General features: G+C 54.1%; 17 protein-coding genes. 8 read left to right on the top strand and 9 right to left on the bottom strand.

The window, feature by feature from the left end; translation table 11 throughout:
* Positions 1-131 precede the first annotated feature (131 nt).
* Together AC534G_RS14725 and AC534G_RS14720 are read left to right on the top strand one after the other, a co-directional pair.
* A complete protein-coding gene (locus tag AC534G_RS14725; RefSeq protein WP_003030679.1) occupies positions 132-890 on the top strand; it encodes a DeoR/GlpR family DNA-binding transcription regulator in 759 nt (252 codons plus the stop codon).
* A 140-nt stretch (positions 891-1,030) separates the two neighbouring features.
* The gene (locus tag AC534G_RS14720; protein ID WP_110498244.1) at positions 1,031-2,389 is read left to right on the top strand and encodes an MFS transporter; all 1,359 of its coding nucleotides are present in this window, start codon (positions 1,031-1,033) and stop codon (positions 2,387-2,389) included.
* Positions 2,390-2,426: 37 nt separating this feature from the next.
* On the opposite strand, the gene pncA is transcribed toward AC534G_RS14720, so the two are convergent.
* The 3 genes from pncA to sppA are packed head-to-tail and all read right to left on the bottom strand — an operon-like array spanning position 2,427 to position 6,010.
* Positions 2,427-3,065 (bottom strand): bifunctional nicotinamidase/pyrazinamidase, encoded by a 639-nt coding sequence (gene pncA / locus AC534G_RS14715; protein ID WP_369708910.1) that lies wholly within the window; start codon positions 3,063-3,065, stop codon positions 2,427-2,429.
* 14 nt (positions 3,066-3,079) lie between these two features.
* Positions 3,080-4,096 carry an asparaginase gene (gene ansA, locus AC534G_RS14710; RefSeq protein WP_038640081.1) on the bottom strand — a complete coding sequence of 339 codons (1,017 nt, stop codon included), beginning with the start codon at positions 4,094-4,096 and terminating at the stop codon, positions 3,080-3,082.
* A 57-nt stretch (positions 4,097-4,153) separates the two neighbouring features.
* Complete coding sequence (gene sppA / locus AC534G_RS14705; protein WP_087856720.1) at positions 4,154-6,010, bottom strand: signal peptide peptidase SppA; 1,857 nt, start codon at positions 6,008-6,010, stop codon at positions 4,154-4,156.
* A gap of 174 nt (positions 6,011-6,184) precedes the next feature.
* On the opposite strand from sppA, the gene AC534G_RS14700 reads away from it, so the two are divergent.
* From AC534G_RS14700 to topB, 3 genes are all read left to right on the top strand, one after another.
* Positions 6,185-6,736: an NAD(P)H nitroreductase gene (locus AC534G_RS14700; protein WP_038640085.1), complete on the top strand. Its 552-nt coding sequence runs from the start codon at positions 6,185-6,187 to the stop codon at positions 6,734-6,736.
* A 116-nt stretch (positions 6,737-6,852) separates the two neighbouring features.
* Entirely contained in the window at positions 6,853-7,896 is a 1,044-nt protein-coding gene (gene selD / locus AC534G_RS14695; protein ID WP_085049511.1) for a selenide, water dikinase SelD, read from the top strand.
* Positions 7,897-7,900: 4 nt separating this feature from the next.
* Positions 7,901-9,847: a DNA topoisomerase III gene (gene topB / locus AC534G_RS14690; RefSeq protein ID WP_038640087.1), complete on the top strand. Its 1,947-nt coding sequence runs from the start codon at positions 7,901-7,903 to the stop codon at positions 9,845-9,847.
* Positions 9,848-9,936: 89 nt separating this feature from the next.
* Here the strand turns inward: topB and gdhA are convergent, their stop codons facing one another.
* On the bottom strand, positions 9,937-11,280 hold the full coding sequence (gene gdhA, locus AC534G_RS14685) for an NADP-specific glutamate dehydrogenase (RefSeq protein WP_038640089.1): 1,344 nt from the start codon (positions 11,278-11,280) through the stop codon (positions 9,937-9,939).
* A gap of 252 nt (positions 11,281-11,532) precedes the next feature.
* Here gdhA and AC534G_RS14680 point away from each other — a divergent pair, with 252 nt between their 5' ends.
* Positions 11,533-11,793, top strand: a complete 261-nt coding sequence (locus AC534G_RS14680; protein ID WP_170973239.1) for a YnjH family protein — start codon at positions 11,533-11,535, stop codon at positions 11,791-11,793.
* Here AC534G_RS14680 and AC534G_RS14675 read toward each other — a convergent pair.
* Positions 11,753-12,166: a pyrimidine (deoxy)nucleoside triphosphate diphosphatase gene (locus AC534G_RS14675; protein WP_162620741.1), complete on the bottom strand. Its 414-nt coding sequence runs from the start codon at positions 12,164-12,166 to the stop codon at positions 11,753-11,755. The genes AC534G_RS14680 and AC534G_RS14675 overlap by 41 nt on opposite strands.
* Before the next feature lie 79 nt (positions 12,167-12,245).
* Between AC534G_RS14675 and AC534G_RS14670 the strand changes: the two genes are divergently transcribed.
* Together AC534G_RS14670 and AC534G_RS14665 are read left to right on the top strand one after the other, a co-directional pair.
* Positions 12,246-12,815, top strand: a complete 570-nt coding sequence (locus AC534G_RS14670; protein ID WP_069324284.1) for a carboxymuconolactone decarboxylase family protein — start codon at positions 12,246-12,248, stop codon at positions 12,813-12,815.
* Positions 12,808-13,431 (top strand): CDP-alcohol phosphatidyltransferase family protein, encoded by a 624-nt coding sequence (locus tag AC534G_RS14665; protein WP_110498240.1) that lies wholly within the window; start codon positions 12,808-12,810, stop codon positions 13,429-13,431. The genes AC534G_RS14670 and AC534G_RS14665 overlap by 8 nt, the downstream gene beginning before the upstream one ends.
* 44 nt (positions 13,432-13,475) lie before the next feature.
* On the opposite strand, the gene AC534G_RS14660 is transcribed toward AC534G_RS14665, so the two are convergent.
* The 4 genes from AC534G_RS14660 to AC534G_RS14645 form a co-directional block, all read right to left on the bottom strand.
* Positions 13,476-14,783, bottom strand: a complete 1,308-nt coding sequence (locus AC534G_RS14660) for a sulfurtransferase (RefSeq protein ID WP_110498830.1) — start codon at positions 14,781-14,783, stop codon at positions 13,476-13,478.
* A gap of 87 nt (positions 14,784-14,870) precedes the next feature.
* A complete protein-coding gene (locus AC534G_RS14655) occupies positions 14,871-15,503 on the bottom strand; it encodes an ATP-binding cassette domain-containing protein (protein ID WP_110498238.1) in 633 nt (210 codons plus the stop codon).
* Positions 15,503-17,038 (bottom strand): ABC transporter permease family protein, encoded by a 1,536-nt coding sequence (locus AC534G_RS14650; RefSeq protein WP_110498236.1) that lies wholly within the window; start codon positions 17,036-17,038, stop codon positions 15,503-15,505. The genes AC534G_RS14655 and AC534G_RS14650 overlap by 1 nt, the downstream gene beginning before the upstream one ends.
* Positions 17,011-18,180, bottom strand: coding sequence for an ABC transporter substrate-binding protein (locus tag AC534G_RS14645; protein ID WP_110498234.1), 1,170 nt, complete (start codon positions 18,178-18,180; stop codon positions 17,011-17,013). Before AC534G_RS14645 ends, AC534G_RS14650 begins: the two co-directional genes overlap by 28 nt.
* Between the last annotated feature and the right edge of the window lie 11 nt (positions 18,181-18,191).

The following is an 18,191-nucleotide window of genomic DNA, read 5'->3' as shown; positions in this document are numbered from 1 at the left end:
GCTGGCAATGACCTCTGTTTCTGTGTAAAAGAGTACTAAATCTGTGATTCAGACATGTTCTTTTGAAAATAAACATAGCCTGTGAGATACTAGGGTCTTATTATTACTTTGCAGGAAACAGAGGTGTCATCGTGGCGGCAAAAGACAGGATTCAGGCCATTAAGCAAATGGTGGCTAATGATAAGAAAGTGGTGGTATCTAATTTAAGTTCCATCTTTCAGGTAACTGAGGAAACAATTCGCCGCGATCTCGAGAAGCTGGAAGATGAAGGTTTTTTGACCCGAACATATGGTGGTGCGGTACTTAATACCACCGCGTTGTCTGACAATATTCATTTTTATAAACGTGCAAAGTCTTTTTTTGAAGAGAAGCAGATCATTGCTCGTAATGCATTACCGTTTATTAAAAATAAGACCACAATGGCCGCTGACTCCAGCAGTACGGCGATGGAATTATTAAAGCTGTTAAAGGAAAGAAACGATCTGACGCTGCTAACCAACTCGGCTGAAGCATTTCATGAACTGGCGCAGTCAGAAATTAACGTCGTTTCTACTGGCGGCGAGCTGAATAAGAATACGTTGTCGTTGCAGGGAAGGATCACCAAGGAGATCATCAGTCGCTATCATGTTGATATTATGGTGATGAGCTGCAAAGGCCTGGATATGCAAAGTGGGGCGCTTGACTCTAACGAAGCAGAAGCGGAAATCAAAAAAACCATGATCCGCCAGGCGACTGAGGTGGCCCTGTTGGTTGATCACTCAAAGTTTGATCGTAAAGCTTTCGTCCAGCTCGTGGACTTTAGCCATATTAACTACCTTATAACCAATAAGGCACCGGGTGCAGAGTGGATTGCGTTTTGTAAAGAGAATAATATTCAACTCGTTTATTAATTTTAACGTTACTCGTGTCGATATTATTTTAGTTTGCACCTGGATAATGCCATAAAAATCTAATGATGATGGATGGCGCGGCAAAATTACTACTGCCGCGATCGCCATACTTTCTATTTAGTTGAATTTGAGGCATCCAGATGGAACAATGTGACCCTATCGGTGCAAGATTAGATCGTTTACCCTTATCGCGATTTCATTTTCGTATTTTTGGCATTATAAGTTTTAGTTTATTAGTCACCGGTTTCCTCAGTTATTCCGGGAATGTGGTATTGGCAAAATTAGTCAGTACCGGTTGGTCTAACAATTATCTCAACGCAGCATTTACCTCGGCGCTGATGTTTGGCTATTTTGTCGGTTCGCTAACCGGGGGCTTTATTGGTGATTATCTCGGTCGACGCAAGGCATTCCGCATTAATTTGCTGATTGTTGGGGTCTCTGCTTGCGCGGCAACGTTTGTGCCCAACATGTACTGGCTTATTTTTTTCCGTTGCCTGATGGGGATCGGGATGGGGGCGCTGATTATGGTGGGCTATGCTTCATTTACCGAATTTATTCCGCCTGCAGTACGTGGAAAGTGGTCTGCCCGCCTGTCATTTGTTGGTAACTGGTCGCCGATGCTGTCCGCGGCTGTTGGCGTCGTGGTTATTGCCTGGTTAAGCTGGCGGGTGATGTTTCTGCTCGGTGGCGCGACAATGCTGTTGGCCTGGTATCTGTCCGGAAAGTACTTTATCGAATCTCCCCGTTGGCTGGCTGGTAAGGGACAGAGAAGTGAAGCTGAAAAACACCTGGTACTGGTGGAGTCGCAGATTGAGACAGAGAAAAATATCACCTTACCCTCCTGTCAGAGCCATTGCCTGGTGGTGCACTCTGGCGTGGAAAGTGGTTCATTTTGGCTACTGTTCAAGGGGCCGATGTTGCGCTGTACGCTGGTGGCGATCACTGTGCTTATCGCGATGAATATTTCGCTCTATACCATCACGGTATGGATCCCAACGATTTTTGTTAATTCGGGAATCGATGTGACGAAGTCTATCTTTATGACCGCGATAATTATGATTGGCGCGCCCGTTGGAATATTTATTGCTGCGATGATTATCGATCGTTTTCCACGGAGGCTGTTTGGTTCATTCTTACTCGTTATTATCGCGCTGCTCGGATATTTCTATTCGATTCAAACCGAAGAGTGGGCCATTTTGAGCTACGGGTTGGTGATGATTTTTTTTCTGTATATGTATGTTTGCTTTGCCTCTGCGGTATATGTCCCGGAGTTATGGCCGACACATCTGAGATTGCGTGGTTCGGGTTTCGTGAATGCGGTGGGCAGGATTGTCGCGGTATTTACGCCTTATGGCGTCGCTATTCTGTTGACACGCTACGGCTCGACCACTGTCTTTATCGTGCTGGGCGTTATGCTGGTGCTCTGCGCACTGATTCTGTTGTGCTTTGGCATCGAAACACGCAAAGTTTCTCTGGAAGAGATTTCAACCCTGGCCTGAAATAACGTGCCGACAGGAGCGATCCTGTCGGCGTCGCTTACGGTTGGGTTTCCAGCCAGTCATCCAGCGTATACAACGTCGCACCCGCCGCCGCCATTTCCATAAAGGCGTTTGCACTGTCCTGGGGGGAAATATTGACGCCACGACAACCGTCGGTAATGACGCTGACGGCGTAACCCAGATCGAGCGCATCCAGAACGGTAAATTTTACGCAATAATCGGTCGCCAGCCCCATGATGATGAGCTCGGCAACGCGATGTTCGAGCAGCCATGCGTTCAGTGCGGTTGCCTGACGACGACCATTATCAAAAAACGCACTATAACTGTCGACCAGCGGGTTTTCGCCCTTAGTGAAGGTTTGCGCTATCGCGCGCTGGTTCAGCAAAGGATGCAGGGCTGCCCCTTCGCTGTTTTGCACGCAATGGTCGGGCCAGAACGTCTGCGCCAGGCCGTCCAGTTGCCCCTGACTGTAAGGTTCAACCTGGTGCTGGCTGGCAAAACTACCGTGATTAGCCGGATGCCAGTCCAGACTGGCGACGACGGTGTCGCCGCGCGGGGCGCACCAGTCGATCAGGCGGTTAGCAATATCGATGGTGCTGTCGCCTTGCGGGACGGCGAGGGCGCCGCCGGCACAAAAGTCGTTCTGTAAATCGACCAACAGTAAGGCTCGGGCCATGGGCATTAACTCCTTTATTCGTCTGGCGTGAGCTCGCCACGCAGATTTTGCGACATGGCTTGACGAATGCTCTGCGTGTCCAGCCCCTGACTCAGCAAATAGTGCAGTTTGGTCAGCGTTGCTTCGACCGTCATATCCGCGCCGCCGATAACGCCAGCATGCGCCAGCGCGTTCCCCGTCGCATAACCGCCCATGTTCACCTTGCCGGACATACACTGCGTAAGGTTAACCACCACTATGCCGCGTGAGCTGGCATCTTCAAGCTCTTGCAGAAACTCTTTATTTTGCGGCGCATTGCCCACGCCGTAAGAGCGTAAAATTAACGCTTTAACCGGCTGGCGCAAGAAGTTGCGTACCACATCCGCAGAAATCCCAGGATAAATAGTCACCACGCCAATCGGTTGTGGCGTGATAGGGTGAACAATCAGTTCGCCCGTACCGTGTGGCGCAGGTGGTGTTCCCAGTCGACGGATATGGATACCCGCTTCCAGTAGAGGGGAAAGATTGGGTGAGGCAAAGGCGTCAAAACCATCGGCATGCGCTTTGGTGGTACGGTTGCCGCGAAACAGTCGATTATTGAAGAACAGGGTCACTTCGTTAATCGGATAATTCGCTGCAACGTAGAGCGCATTCAGCAAATTAATTTGTCCGTCGGAGCGTAATTCTGCCAGTGGTATTTGTGACCCTGTCACAATCACCGGCTTGCCGAGATTCTCCAGCATGAAAGAGAGTGCCGAAGCGGTAAACGCCATGGTGTCGGTACCGTGGAGAATGACAAAACCATCGTAATCGTCATAGTGCGATTTAATGTCTTCCGCAATATGCTGCCAGTCTTCCGGCGTCATATCGGAAGAATCCATCAGCGGATCGTATTCATGGATGGTGAAGTCTGGCATCTCAGGGCGGTGGAATTCTGGCATCAATGCCAGCTGGCGCTGAAGATGACCAGAAACGGGGATATAACCCTGTTCTGAGCGCTGCATACCAATGGTACCGCCGGTATAGGCAACGTAAATCGATTTCTTTTGCATGGATGTTTCTTCTGTCCCAAAGAAAAACCCCTCTTCATCCCGAAGAGGGGTCAACAGTTAACGAACGTTGGCGCAGGTCAGGCAAAACGCATAGCGGTTTTGCGGATCGTTAAACGCGGCCAGCTTATCGCTTTCAGCTTTTACCGTACTTGCCGCAGAAGCCAGCGGAGCCGGAAGCATTGCCTGAATGGCAGCGGGCAGCATGGCGCGAACCGAACCTGACATACTGTCCATGACCATATCCACGAATGTGGGTTCGTCCTGGTAATACTCAATGTGCCATTGTTTCAGTTTGGCCAGTTCAGCCGCTTTCGCGACGGCGTCGTCAAAATCCCCCAGACTGTCGACCAGACCGTTGGCTTTCGCATCCTGGCCGGTCCAGACGTGGCCCTGAGCGATTTTGTCAATCTGCTCTGGCGTTGTCTTACGTGCATTCGCGACCAGCGTGATAAAGCGCTTATAGCCGTTCTCGATGCTCAGTTGCATCATTTGCTGTACTTCAGGCGGTAACGCTTTAGTGATGGAAATGTCCGCCAGCGGGGAGGTGGCTACGCCGTCGGTATGTACGCCTATGGAATCCAGACTGTTTTCCACGGTGTTGATCACGCCAAAGATCCCGATTGAACCGGTCAGTGTGCTGGGGTTAGCCACAATGTAACTGGCTGGCGTGGAGATCCAGTAACCGCCTGATGCCGCCATACCGCCCATCGACACGACGACCGGTTTGCCCGCTGCTTTGGCCGCAGCCAGTTCAGCGCGGATCACTTCGGAGGCGCTGACGCTGCCGCCAGGACTGTTCACTCGCAGAACAATGGCTTTCACCTTCGGATCAAGACGCGCTTCGCGGATTTGTGCGGCAGTGGTGTCGCCGCCCACATTCCCTGGGGTTTCTTCACCGTCCATAATCGCGCCATTCGCGAAGATGACGCCAATGCTCTCTCCGGTATCCGCTGGGGTTTTCAGCGAATAATCGTAGTAGCTGACGGCGCGGAAGTTTTTATCCGCTTTGCTCCAGCCGAACTGTTTGGTCAGCATTTTTTCGACTTCAGCGCTGGAGGCGAGTGCATCCACCAGTTTGTTGTCGAGCGCGTATTTTGCGGTATCACCCTCGACTTTTGTCAAACCGTCCAGCATCGCTTGCGCGCCGGGGAACACCTGCTGGGCTGGGATCTGACGGTTTGCGGCTACCGTATCGAGATAGTTCTGCCACAGCTCGCCGATCCAGCGGCTATCGGCCTCGCGCGCGGCAGGGGACATATCATCGCGGATGAAGGGTTCTACCGCAGACTTATAGGTACCGACGCGGAACACGTGCGTTGAGACTTTCAGTTTATCCAGCAGGGACTTGTAGTACAGACCGTTAGTGGCAAAACCGTGCAGATCAACGGAACCCTGCGGAGAAAGGTAAATTTTGTTGGCAAAACTGGCGAGGTAATATTGCCCCTGGCTGAAGTTATCGCCCACGGCAAAGACCGGTTTGCCGCTGTCGCGGAATTCCCGCAGCGCTTTACCGATGTACTGCATTGAAGGCTGGTCGGCCCCGGCAAAGTTTTTCAAATCCATCACGATGCCGGTGATGTTGCGGTCATCTTTCGCCTGGCGAATGGTATTCACGATATCAAACAGGGAGTTTTCCTGCAGTCGGTCAGAACTGGCGCCAAACAGTTGACGACCAATGGCGCTCAAGCGACTGGTGCTTGAAGGCTTGTCGACAATCACGCCCGAGATATCCAACAGCAGCGCGCCACGTTCAGCATGTTCACTGGTGTTGCTGCTACTGACCTGCATCCAGATCCCCACGCCAACAAGCACCAAGAAGATAAAGAACAGGTTAAGCACAAATTCACGGACGAAATTGAGTAATCGCCATGTCCATTTAAAAAATCCGGCAATAAATCGCCACAGGGTTCGCATGTATTCTCCCTACCGATTAACAACACGCCACCCGGTTATCCCGAAAAAGGCGTTAAGATGTGGCTATCGTAATGACCCAACGGGCACTTGTCAGCAGGAATCACCGCCTGTGCTGTAACAAAATCCGCTCACGTGTTAATTTTGTGAATAAATCTCATTGTTGGAGTTAAACAAATGGATGCACTCGAATTACTCATCACCCGTCGTAGCGCTTCTCGTCTTGTCGAACCGGCACCGGCGGGAGAGCAACTGCAAAACATTCTGCGGGCGGGAATGCGCGCGCCAGACCACAAAACGCTGCAACCGTGGCAGTTCTTTGTCATTGAGGGCGAAGGGCGCGAGCGCTTTAGCGCCGTGCTTGAAAAAGGCGCTATTGCCGCAGGCAGCGACGAGAAAGCTCAGGAAAAAGCGCGGACGGCGCCGTTTCGCGCCCCGCTGATCATTACCGTCGTCGCGAAATGTGAAGAAAACGACAAGGTTCCGCTGTGGGAACAGGAAATGTCTGCCGGTTGCGCGGTAATGGCCATGCAGATGGCCGCTGTTGCTCAGGGCTTTGGCGGTATCTGGCGTAGCGGCGCATTAACGGAAAGCGCGGAAGTTCGCGAAGCGTTTGATTGTCGTCCGCAGGATAAGATCGTCGGTTTTCTCTATCTGGGTACGCCGCAGCTAAAAGCGTCCACGACCATTAGCCTGGCCGATCCGAGCGCTTTTGTTCGTTATTTCTGATATCAACGGCAAAACTGTCTGGATTATGAGCAAAGACACCTGAATTCAGACAGTCACTCTTACCACATCATGGAATGAGCGCTACCATATCCGAATTGCAATGACAGGAGATGTCCATGAGCGAGCAAGCTATTCGTTTAACGCAATACAGCCACGGAGCCGGTTGCGGTTGTAAAATTTCCCCTAAAGTGCTGGAAACCATCCTGCACAGCGAGCAGGCGAAGTTCGTTGATCCAAACTTACTCGTGGGTAATGAAACCCGCGATGACGCCGCTGTCTACGATTTGGGTAATGGCACCAGCGTTATCAGCACGACCGATTTCTTTATGCCGATTGTCGATAATCCGTTTGATTTTGGCCGTATTGCCGCCACCAACGCCATCAGCGATATTTTTGCTATGGGCGGCAAACCGATTATGGCAATTGCTATTCTGGGCTGGCCGCTGGATAAGCTGGCGCCGGAAATCGCCCGTGAAGTGACCGAAGGCGGACGCTTTGCCTGCCGTCAGGCGGGTATCGCGCTGGCGGGCGGTCACTCTATCGATGCCCCGGAGCCTATCTTCGGTCTTGCGGTTACCGGCGTTGTGCCGACTGAACGCGTGAAGAAAAACAGCACCGCCGAGGCGGGATGCAAGCTGTTCCTGACCAAACCTCTGGGCATTGGCGTCCTGACAACCGCAGAGAAAAAATCGCTGCTGAAGCCGGAGCACAAAGGGCTGGCGACGGAAGTGATGTGTCGGATGAACATTGCTGGTGCGGCATTTGCCGATATCGAGGGCGTGAAAGCCATGACCGACGTTACCGGTTTTGGTCTGCTGGGACATCTGAGCGAGATGTGTCAGGGCGCAGGCATTCAGGCGCAGATTGTCTACCAGGATATTCCTAAGCTTCCTGGTGTTGAAGAGTACATCGCGCAGGGCGCGGTGCCGGGCGGTACCCAGCGTAACTTTGCCAGCTACGGACACCTGATGGGTGAAATGCCGCAGCCGGTTCGCGACCTGCTCTGCGATCCGCAAACTTCCGGCGGTTTGCTGCTGGCGGTAACGCCACAAGCGGAAGCCGAAGTGAAAGCGGCAGCGGCGCAGTTTGGTATCGATCTCACTGCGATTGGTGAGTTAGTGGAAGCTCGTGGCGGTCGCGCCATGGTTGAGATCCGTTAACTCGATGCGGTTGTTTATTGCCGAAAAACCGAGTCTGGCGCGCGCTATCGCCGATGTGCTGCCAAAGCCGCATCGCAAAGGTGACGGCTTTATTGAATGCGGAAATGGACAAGTGGTGACCTGGTGTATTGGTCACCTGCTTGAACAGGCGCAGCCAGACGCCTACGACAGCCGTTATGCGCGCTGGAGTCTGGTTGATCTGCCGATTGTCCCGGAAAAGTGGCAACTGCAGCCACGTCCTTCGGTGACCAAACAGCTCAACGTTATCAAGCGCTTTTTACATGAAGCCAGCGAAGTTATTCACGCGGGAGACCCCGATCGTGAAGGACAACTGCTGGTGGATGAAGTGCTGGATTACCTGCAACTGGCTCCCGAAAAGCGCCAGCAGGTGCAACGTTGTCTGATTAACGACCTCAATCCGCAGGCCGTCGAACGGGCTATTGAGCGTCTGCGGGCCAACAGTGAGTTCATCCCGCTGTGCGTGTCGGCCCTGGCGCGGGCGCGGGCCGACTGGCTGTACGGCATCAATATGACCCGCGCTTACACCATTCTTGGGCGTAATGCGGGCTATCAAGGGGTACTCTCGGTCGGGCGCGTACAGACGCCGGTGCTCGGCCTGGTTGTGCGTCGCGATGAAGAGATTGAAAACTTCGTCGCCAAAGATTTCTTTGAAGTGAAAGCGCATATCGTGACGCCCGCCGATGAGCGGTTTACCGCTATCTGGCAGCCCAGCGAAGCATGTGAGCCGTATCAGGACGAAGAAGGGCGCTTGCTCAATCGTACGCTGGCCGAACACGTGGTGAACCGTATTAGCGGGCAGCCGGCGCTCGTTACCAGCTATAACGATAAACGGGAATCAGAATCCGCGCCGCTGCCGTTTTCGCTGTCGGCGTTGCAGATTGAAGCGGCGAAACGCTTTGGTTTGAGCGCGCAGAACGTTCTGGATATCTGCCAGAAACTGTATGAAACCCATAAACTGATTACCTATCCGCGTTCGGATAGCCGTTATCTGCCGGAAGAACATTTTGCCGGACGTCATGCGGTAATGAACGCAATTAGCGTTCATGCGCCGGATCTGCTTCCGCAACCCGCGGTGGATCCCGATACGCGAAACCGCTGCTGGGACGATAAAAAGGTGGATGCCCACCACGCCATCATTCCTACCGCGCGCAGTTCGTCCATCAACCTGAATGACAACGAAGCGAAAATTTACAACCTGATTGCCCGTCAGTATCTGATGCAGTTTTGTGCGGATGCGGTATTCCGCAAGTGCGTTATTGAGCTGGATATTGCCAAAGGCAAGTTTGTCGCCAAAGCGCGTTTTCTGGCGGAGGCCGGATGGCGCACGCTGCTTGGCAATAAGGAGCGTGATGAAGATAACGACGGGACGCCGTTGCCGGTGGTGGCTAAAGACGATGAATTGCTGTGCGAAAAAGGCGAAGTGGTTGAACGTCAGACTCAGCCGCCACGCCATTTTACCGATGCGACGTTGCTGTCAGCGATGACCGGGATTGCGCGCTTTGTGCAGGATAAAGATCTGAAAAAGATCCTGCGCGCCACGGATGGATTGGGTACGGAAGCGACGCGCGCCGGGATTATCGAGCTGCTGTTTAAACGCGGATTCCTGGTGAAAAAAGGGCGCTATATCCATTCGACCGATGCCGGAAAAGCGTTGTTTCACTCGCTGCCGGAAATGGCGACGCGTCCGGATATGACCGCGCACTGGGAATCTATTCTGACCCAAATCAGCGAAAAACAGTGTCGTTATCAGGATTTCATGCAGCCGCTGGTGGGAACGCTGTATCAGCTCATCGATCAGGCGCGCAGTACGCCGGTACGGCGCTTCCGGGGAATTGTCGCGCCGGGTGGCAGTGGTGGCGATAAGAAAAAGAGCGCGCCGCGTAAACGCCCGGCGAAAAAAAGCCCGCCATCCGAAGAGGCAGGCGTGTAAGTCTGTAGGCCTGATAAGCGTAGCGCCATCAGGCTTTGCCGGATGCGGCACCCGTGCCTTATCCGGCCTACGGTTCTACAGAGACAATATTAAATCACACCCTGGCCCAGCATCGCGTCGGCAACCTTCACGAAGCCCGCGATATTGGCGCCACGTACGTAGTTGGTTTGTTTGCTTTCGCCGCCGTATTCAACGCAGGCATGGTGAATATCCAGCATGATGTGGTGCAGGCGCGCGTCCACTTTCTCCGCTTTCCAGCCCAGACGTGCGGCGTTTTGCGCCATTTCCAGACCGGAGGTCGCTACGCCACCGGCGTTGGCGGCTTTACCCGGCGCGAACAGAACACCCGCTTCGAGGAACAGGTCGGTGGCTTCGATGGTGGTCGGCATGTTTGCCCCTTCGGCGACAGCTTTCACGCCGTTGGCGATCAGTACGCGCGCCGCGTCGACATCAAGTTCGTTCTGGGTGGCGCACGGCAGGGCGATATCGACCGGAACCGACCACGGCTGCTTGCCTTCGAGATAGGTCAGGCCAAACTCCCGGGCGTAATCCGCCACGCGACCGTCACGGCTGTCTTTGATCGCGCACAGACGCGCCAGTTTTTCTTTGGTAAATCCACTTTCGTCGACCACTGTGCCGCTGGAGTCGGAAGCGGTCACCACCCGGGCGCCAAATTCCATGGCTTTCTCAATGGCGAATTGTGCAACGTTACCGGAGCCAGAGACCGCCACGCGCATGCCTTCAAAGCTGAGGCCATGACGTTTAAGCATCGCTTCGGTGAAGTACACCAGACCATAGCCGGTCGCTTCCGGGCGGATCAGGCTGCCGCCGAAAGAGAGACCTTTACCGGTAAAGACGCAGGCGCTGTTGTTGGACAGTTTTTTCATCATCCCGGCCATAAAGCCGACTTCACGACCACCCACGCCGATATCGCCCGCCGGAACGTCGGTATCGGGACCTAAATGGCGGAACAGCTCGGTCATCAGCGCCTGGCAGAAACGCATCACTTCACCTTCGCTTTTACCTTTCGGGTCGAAGTCACTCCCGCCTTTACCCCCGCCCATCGGCAGCGTGGTGAGGGCATTTTTAAAGGTCTGCTCGAAACCGAGGAATTTCAGGATCGACAGGTTTACGGAAGGGTGGAAACGCATACCGCCTTTGTATGGGCCAATGGCAGAGCTAAACTGCACGCGCCACGCACGGTTAACCTGTACCTGATTACGATCGTCGAGCCAGACTACGCGGAACTGGATCACGCGCTCCGGCTCAACCAGACGCTCCAGCAGCGACATCTGGCGATAACGTGGGTTTTGCTCAAGGAAGGGCCACAGCGTCGTCATCACTTCACGAACGGCTTGCGCGAACTCGGTTTGGTTTGGGTCGCGCTTTTGTACATGGTTAAGAAACGACTCCAGAGAACATGTCTGATCCATAGATATAAAAACCTCTTATGTATTGATATGGTTATATTTTTGATATTTGTGTTAAGTGTTTTGCAGTTTTTGACTATACCACCAGCAGCGTGACGGGACGCAAGAAAAAATTAACCCCGCTAAGTAAATTAATATCGCGGCGTGGGTCATAACCAAAAACGATGACGGGCGGGACTAAAGTTTCTGCCGATTTATACCGTTATACTGAGCATAACTGTCAGTCACAAAGGAAAGAATATGCGCCGTTTAATCATGGCAGGAGCGTTGGTACTGGTGTCCAGCGCGACGCTGGCAAATCAGCTTTATCGCCCGGATGTGCAGGTGAATGTGCCGCCGGAAGTGTTCAGTTCCAGCGGGCAGCGAGCGCAGCCTTGTAGTCAGTGCTGTATTTATCAGGATCAAAACTATTCCGAAGGGGCGGTGATCAAAGCGGATGGTGTGCTGCTTCAGTGCCAACGCGATGATAAAACGATCAGCACGAATCCGCTGGTCTGGCGGCGCGTAAAAGAATAAAGGCTTCTAACAGCGGGATATCGGCAGGTGCCAGCGGATAACGCCGCGCCTCTTCGGGTGAACACCAGACCATATCCTGGTGTTCATACGCATTCAGTTCTCCCTGAAAAGACGGTACATGCCAGGCATGTAAATGAATCAGCCGGCCTGAAACCTCACGTTGATGGCTGGCGATATAGCGCCCAACGACTGCGTCGATGCCTAATTCTTCACGCAGTTCACGCACCAGAGCCTGAGACTGACTTTCGCCCGACTCAACTTTACCGCCAGCAAATTCCCACATGCCTGGCTGATCCGCATCCGGCGAACGCTGAGCCAGTAAAATTTTGCCATCACGTTCAATGATAGCGGCGACCACGTCGAGGGTTTTCATCATATTCATCAAGATCTAACAGCAGAAAATGACATACTATATTTATCTTTGAGTTATCTAAAGTATTCAGGAGTCATCGTTGAACGATCCTCACTCGTGGGTAAGTCCGTTAACGCGTATTCCCTCCAGTTTGCAACCGCTCGTCGCGACGCAGAAAAAACATTATGGCGATGTGCTGCATCCCACGCGTTGGTGGGGGCGGATGCCGTTTCTGTTCTGGCTGGTGGCGCTGTTTGTCGGGTTTCTGGAGCGTAAAAAGGCGCGCTTAACGCCGGTGATGCGCGCATTGTTAATGACCCGCGTTTCTCAGGTATGTCATTGCGCCTTCTGTGTTGATGCCAACAGCTTACGGCTGGCGGAACGCTGTGGCGCGCTGGATAAAGTCTTGCAGGTCGCCAACTGGCAAGAATCAGCGCTGTTTAACGCAGAAGAGCGCATAGCGCTGGCCTATGCGGATGCGGTGACCGCCACGCCACCGCAGGTAGACGATGCGCTGAAAACGCAAATGAAGCAGCATTTTACCGATGACGTCATTACTGAAATGACCGCGCTGATTGCGTTTCAAAATCTCTCGGCGCGTTTTAATGCCGCCCTCGATATTCCTGCGCAAGGATTGTGCGACAGTTTTAAAGGACGCCCACATGCTTGACCGTCATCTTCATCCACGGTTAAAACCGCTGTTGCATCGCTGTGTGGGCATTATTGATAAACCTGCGATTACCCCGGATGGCCTGACGCTGGTTGGTTTTACTATTGGCGTGTTGGCCCTGCCATTTCTGGCGTTAGGCTGGTATCTGGCGGCGCTGGTGGTCATTGTGCTTAATCGCTTGTTTGACGGGCTGGACGGGGCGCTGGCGCGGCGCAGAGGGCTAACCGACGCGGGAGGATTTCTCGATATCTCACTCGATTTTCTGTTTTACGCCTTAGTACCGTTTGGTTTTATTCTTGCCGCACCTGCGCAGAATGCACTGGCTGGGGGCTGGCTGTTGTTTGCGTTTATTGGCACTGGCAGCAGCTTCCTCGCCTTCGCGGCCCTGGCAGCGAAACACGATATTGATAACCCAGGCTACGCGCATAAATCGTTTTATTATCTGGGGGGGCTAACCGAAGGCACTGAGACTATTTTGCTGTTTGTTTTGGGCTGTTTGTTCCCGGATTCTTTTGCCGTGCTGGCGTGGGGCTTTGGCGCGCTGTGCTGGATGACGACGTTCACTCGGATCTGGAGCGGATATCTGACGCTGAAAGCGGTTCAGCGTCAGGTGTAATGTCTTGTGTTGCCGGATGCGCTTATCCGGCAATGGTGACCATTTTACTTGCTGCTGTCCGGACCCCGTTCACCGCTGGCGACCGGGTTTTTCGGATTGCTGCTCCACTCATACCAGCCACCGTCGTAAACAGAGACGTTTTTCCAGCCCATCGCGCGGGCATACATAAACGTTTCTGAAGCACGCCAGCCGGTGCCGCAGTAGAAAGAAACCTGCTGGTCTGGCGTGATATTCCACTGTTTCCACATGGCGGCGATATCATCCGCGCTGCGCATGGTGCCGTCCGGGTTATGAAAATCTTCCATATGCGTGGAATCACTCCCCGCGTGGCCCCAGCGTGCGCCTGCGATCTCACCTTTTGGCTTGATGTAGCTATAGCCGCTGGTGGTACCAATAAACTCAGGCCACGAGCGGATGCTGACCAGCGACGCATCCTGGCGATGCAGCAGGCCGCGAGCCTGTTCCGTATTCAGCATCAGTTGTGGTTGGGCAGGGATAGCAACGCCAAAATCAGGAGCCGCTTTCACCGTCGGCGGCGTTCCGCGTTCCACCGGTAAACCTGAATCTGACCAGGTTTGCCACCCGCCGTCGAGCAGACGCACATCTTTCACGCCTGCATACAACATGATTTGCGCCACGCGCGCGGCGGCATAGACATCACGACCGTATAAAATCACCGTGGTGTCGTGGCGAATACCATGTTTTGCCAGCATGGCTTTGAGTTGCGCGTCGGAAACTTTATTCCACAGTGGTTCGCTCTCGACTTCGTTGGTATCAATGTATCCTGCACCGGGAATATGACTGAGCAGATACAGCTTCGGCGCGCCCCAGGCGGCTTCAATCACTTTCCAGTCACCCGAAGGTTTGGCGGTCACTTCTTTTCCCTGCTGCAGGTCGTGCAGCCACTGCGGGTAAACCAGTTGTTCGAAGTGCGGCAGACGTTGCAGGCGGCCAGGATCCGCAAGGGCGTCGCTGAGGGTTGAAATATGGCTAAAACCGACTTTCTGCAGGCGGGATTTAACGGCCTGCATCTCGCTATCGCTACCATACAACGCCACCGGCGCATCGGTTTTTAGCTGATGCGCCTTCACCCAGGCATTGAGTTGTTCATCATTCATTTTGTCGAGCCAGGCGGCAGACAGATTCAGTGCGGAGGGTTCGTGTCCGGAAGGACCATTGAGCGATTGTGGCCAGCCGTTGTAAAAAGCGCTCTGACGGGTATCGATCGCCGCGCCTTGCTTTTGCTGTAACTGGTTGAGGGTGAGCGTCTGTGCTGTTTCAGCAGCCCAGGAAGAAGCGCAAGCGAGCCCTAAAGCCAGTGCCAGCGCGGTCATTTGAGAAACACGTTTCATCGAATAGCCCGACGTTGAAAAAAGAAGACGACATTCTGTGCCGCCGGTTAAGTAAAAACCTTGCGTTAACGCAGCATATCGCCACATTCACGCCCAGTTTTCCATCTGTAATACACGGCCTGCTGACGGGACATCCTGCGCGTCATGCGTAACTTGTACCACCGGAATATTCAGCTTGCGCACCTCGGTAAAGACCCACTGGCGAAAGGTATCGCGTAGCGACGCATCCAGTCTGCTAAAGGGTTCATCGAGCAGCAACGCCTGAGGCTGAGCCAGCAGGGCGCGCAGCAGGGCGACACGCGATCGTTGGCCGCCGGAGAGCGAGGCCGGATCGCGATGATAAAATCCAGCCAGGTCCGCGCGCGTAAGGGCGTTTTCAACAGTATGGCGTCTGGCGGATCCTTGCAGGCTGGCGGGTAAGGCTAGCAGTAAATTCTGCCCAACGCTGAAATGGTCAAACAACAACGCATCCTGGAACAGAATGCCAATCTGGCGCTGCGCGGTGGGCAGCATGTCTATACGCCGTTCGTTGAGCCACAGTTCGCCTGAAGCCTGAAACTGAGGAGACAATGCGCCGACCATCCACGAAAAAAGCGAAGACTTACCGCTACCGGAAGGTCCCATAATAGTGACAATGTCACTTTTGCTAACCTGGAAGTTCACATCTTTCAGTAGCGTTGTCGCGCCCCGGTACACTGAAAGGCTTTGAACGATGAGCATTAACGGAGTCCTTGTCGAAAGCGGCCGAGCCACGCGGCGAAAAGCGCCGCCAGTACGAAAACGAATAGCGGTAACAGAAGCTGCCATAGCGCCTGTGTCGCTAAAACAGCCGTGCTGCCGCCGCTGCTTAATGCCACCGCCTCGGTGGTCAGGGTGGGATAGCGTCCGGCCCCTAACCATAGCGTTGGCATATATTGGGCAATACTGACCGAGAACCCAACCGCGAAGGCGACCAGTGCCGGGCGTAACAGCAATGGGCATTTTACCCGCCAAAATATGCGACCTCGTGTCCAGCCCAGCGTTTGTGCAATCAAAATCAATCGTGGGTCAATGCGTTGCCACGCCGGTTTGAGCACAAACAGCATCCACGGCATCACCCACAGCAGGTGGCCCCAGATGATGGTCGTCATCAGCCCATCTTGCCCGGTATATAACGCCAACAGATACTGTCCGGTGACCAGCGGCAGCGCGGGCAGGATAATGGGCAGCCAGATCCAACGGTGTCCGGTTTGCGGTCCCCATTCCAGCCACGCAAAGAGCATCAGTAACCCCAGCACGCTGGAGATGAGCCCCAGTTGCAGACTATTGCTGAGCGCCTCACTGTTGAGCGATGAAGAGTTGGCGGAAAGCGTCAGCACCAGGGTGCATACTACTCCGCTGATGGGCAAAAGTTGTACCAGCGGCTGTGCGATTGTTGTGGACGAAAAACGCAGGCGTATTCCGTTTACTGCCGGAATTGTGCGCCGCCAGCCACGCCAGAACAGATAGCCCACCAGCGCGAAGATAAATAGCAACAACACCAGCAGCAGGCTGGCGAGTGCGCCTTTGGCCTGTTGTTCGGCATCGCCCTGGCTGAGCCATTGCCAGCTCAGCACAGCAAGCGTGGGCGGGTTGCCGGGGCCAAGGACGATGGCCACATCCACAACGGAGAGTGACCAGGCCACGACGGCCAGCATGGCTTTGCCTAACGCAGGAGCGATGGAGGGCAGTACCAGCCATTTCAGGCATTGCAAACGGCTGTAACCCAGCGAATCCAGGACGATAACCTGCTGTGAAAGTTGTTTTTCACTCAGCAGGGCTGAGAGGATCCACAACAAAAAGGCGCTCTCTTTCACCGCCAGCGTTATGCCAAGCCCAACCCCATAGCGGTCCGGTTGCGAGTTGAGAAAGGGCAGCCACTGCCAGAGCATGCCGCCTTCGGCAAAAATCAACAGCATGCTGGTCGCGAATGCGACGTGCGGGATCGCCAGCAGCAAGGGCAGGCGCGTGCACAATCGCGCCCAACCAGCGCCAGGCCACAAAAAGAGGATCGCCAACAGCGTAATGGTCAGGGCACCCAGAGCCGCGAGGCTTACGGAAACCACTGTTGCCAGCAACGCCTGCGAGAGTTGAGGATCGTCAAAGAGCGCCAGCCAGTGCGTGGTGCGAAGCGCTGGGGCTAGCAGAGAGAACGTTGCTGGCACCAGCGGCAGATAAACTGCCGTCATGATGCCCCACAGCAACAGAATTAATGCGTACCGTAGCGGCGTAGCCATTCTTGTTCCAGTGCATTTATCCAGGCAGCATGTGGTTCCGGCAGTACGGCAGGGAGTCCTTGCGGGGTGTACGCCAGCAGTGCGTTACGCTGTTCGTTGGGCAGTTTTTGCGGATCAAGTACCGAAGGGTCTCCCCAGATAGCAGGGTCAGCTTTACGCAACTGCGCTTCGGGAGAAAGCAGGAAGTTTGCCACGACTTTTGCTCCGGCGCTGGCGCGAGCATTCGCCGGAATAGTGACAAAATGCACGTTGCCGATCATGCCCTGTGAGAAACCAAAACTATAGCTGGTTTTAGGCAATTCGCCGCTGGCCATTTTTTGCTGCGCGTGGGCTGGGTTAAAGGTCAATGATAAGCGCAACGTACCGGTATTCAGCAACGCATCCATCCGCGCAGGCGTGGGAGGAAAATCTTTGCCTTCACGCCATAGTGAAGGGTGTAGAGCGTCAAGATAATGCCATAACGGAGCGGTAACGTTGGCGAATGTGGCGGCATCGGGCGCAACTTTCAATGCTTGCGGTTCCATGGTGAGCATAATCAACAACTGCTCGAGAAAAGCCGTTCCGGTAAAGTCTGGCGGGCGCGGGTAGGTAACTGTGCCAGGGTGTGCCTGCGCAAATTCAAGCAATGTCTGCGGGGATTGCGGCGGCTGGGTGGTGAGATCGCGCCGGGCAATGAAGGTTAGCTGTGCGCCGCCCCATGGCGATTCTGCCCCTTCCGTGGGGATGGCAAAATCTTCACTGACCGGTTTCCGGGTATCAACATAGCGCCAGTTAGGTAACGCCTGCGCCCACTGGGTTTGCAGCAGACCCGCTTCTTTTAATGTGCGGAAGTTTTCACCGTTTACCCACAATAAGTCGACAGATCCGCCGGTTGTTCGCCCGGACGCCGCCTCGGTCTGGATGCGTTTAACGGCGTCGGCGGCATCCGCCAGCCGCACAATTTTCAGGTTAATGGCATAGTGCGTTTTCATCTCGCCGCTAACCCAGTCGAGATACTGATTAACGGCGTTATCGCCACCCCAGGCGTTGAACCATACCGTCTGACCGCGGGCGTCATTTTTGATTTGCTGCCAGCTGGCGTCCTGGGAAAAAGCCGCCAGCGGGCAGAGCAGCAAACTCAGGCACAATAAGCAGTAACGCATAATATCTCCAT

The organism is Citrobacter sp. CRE-46, from assembly GCF_059615875.1.
The sequence above is the reverse complement of the archived record's forward strand: the minus strand, read 5'-3'. Positions and strand labels throughout refer to the sequence as shown.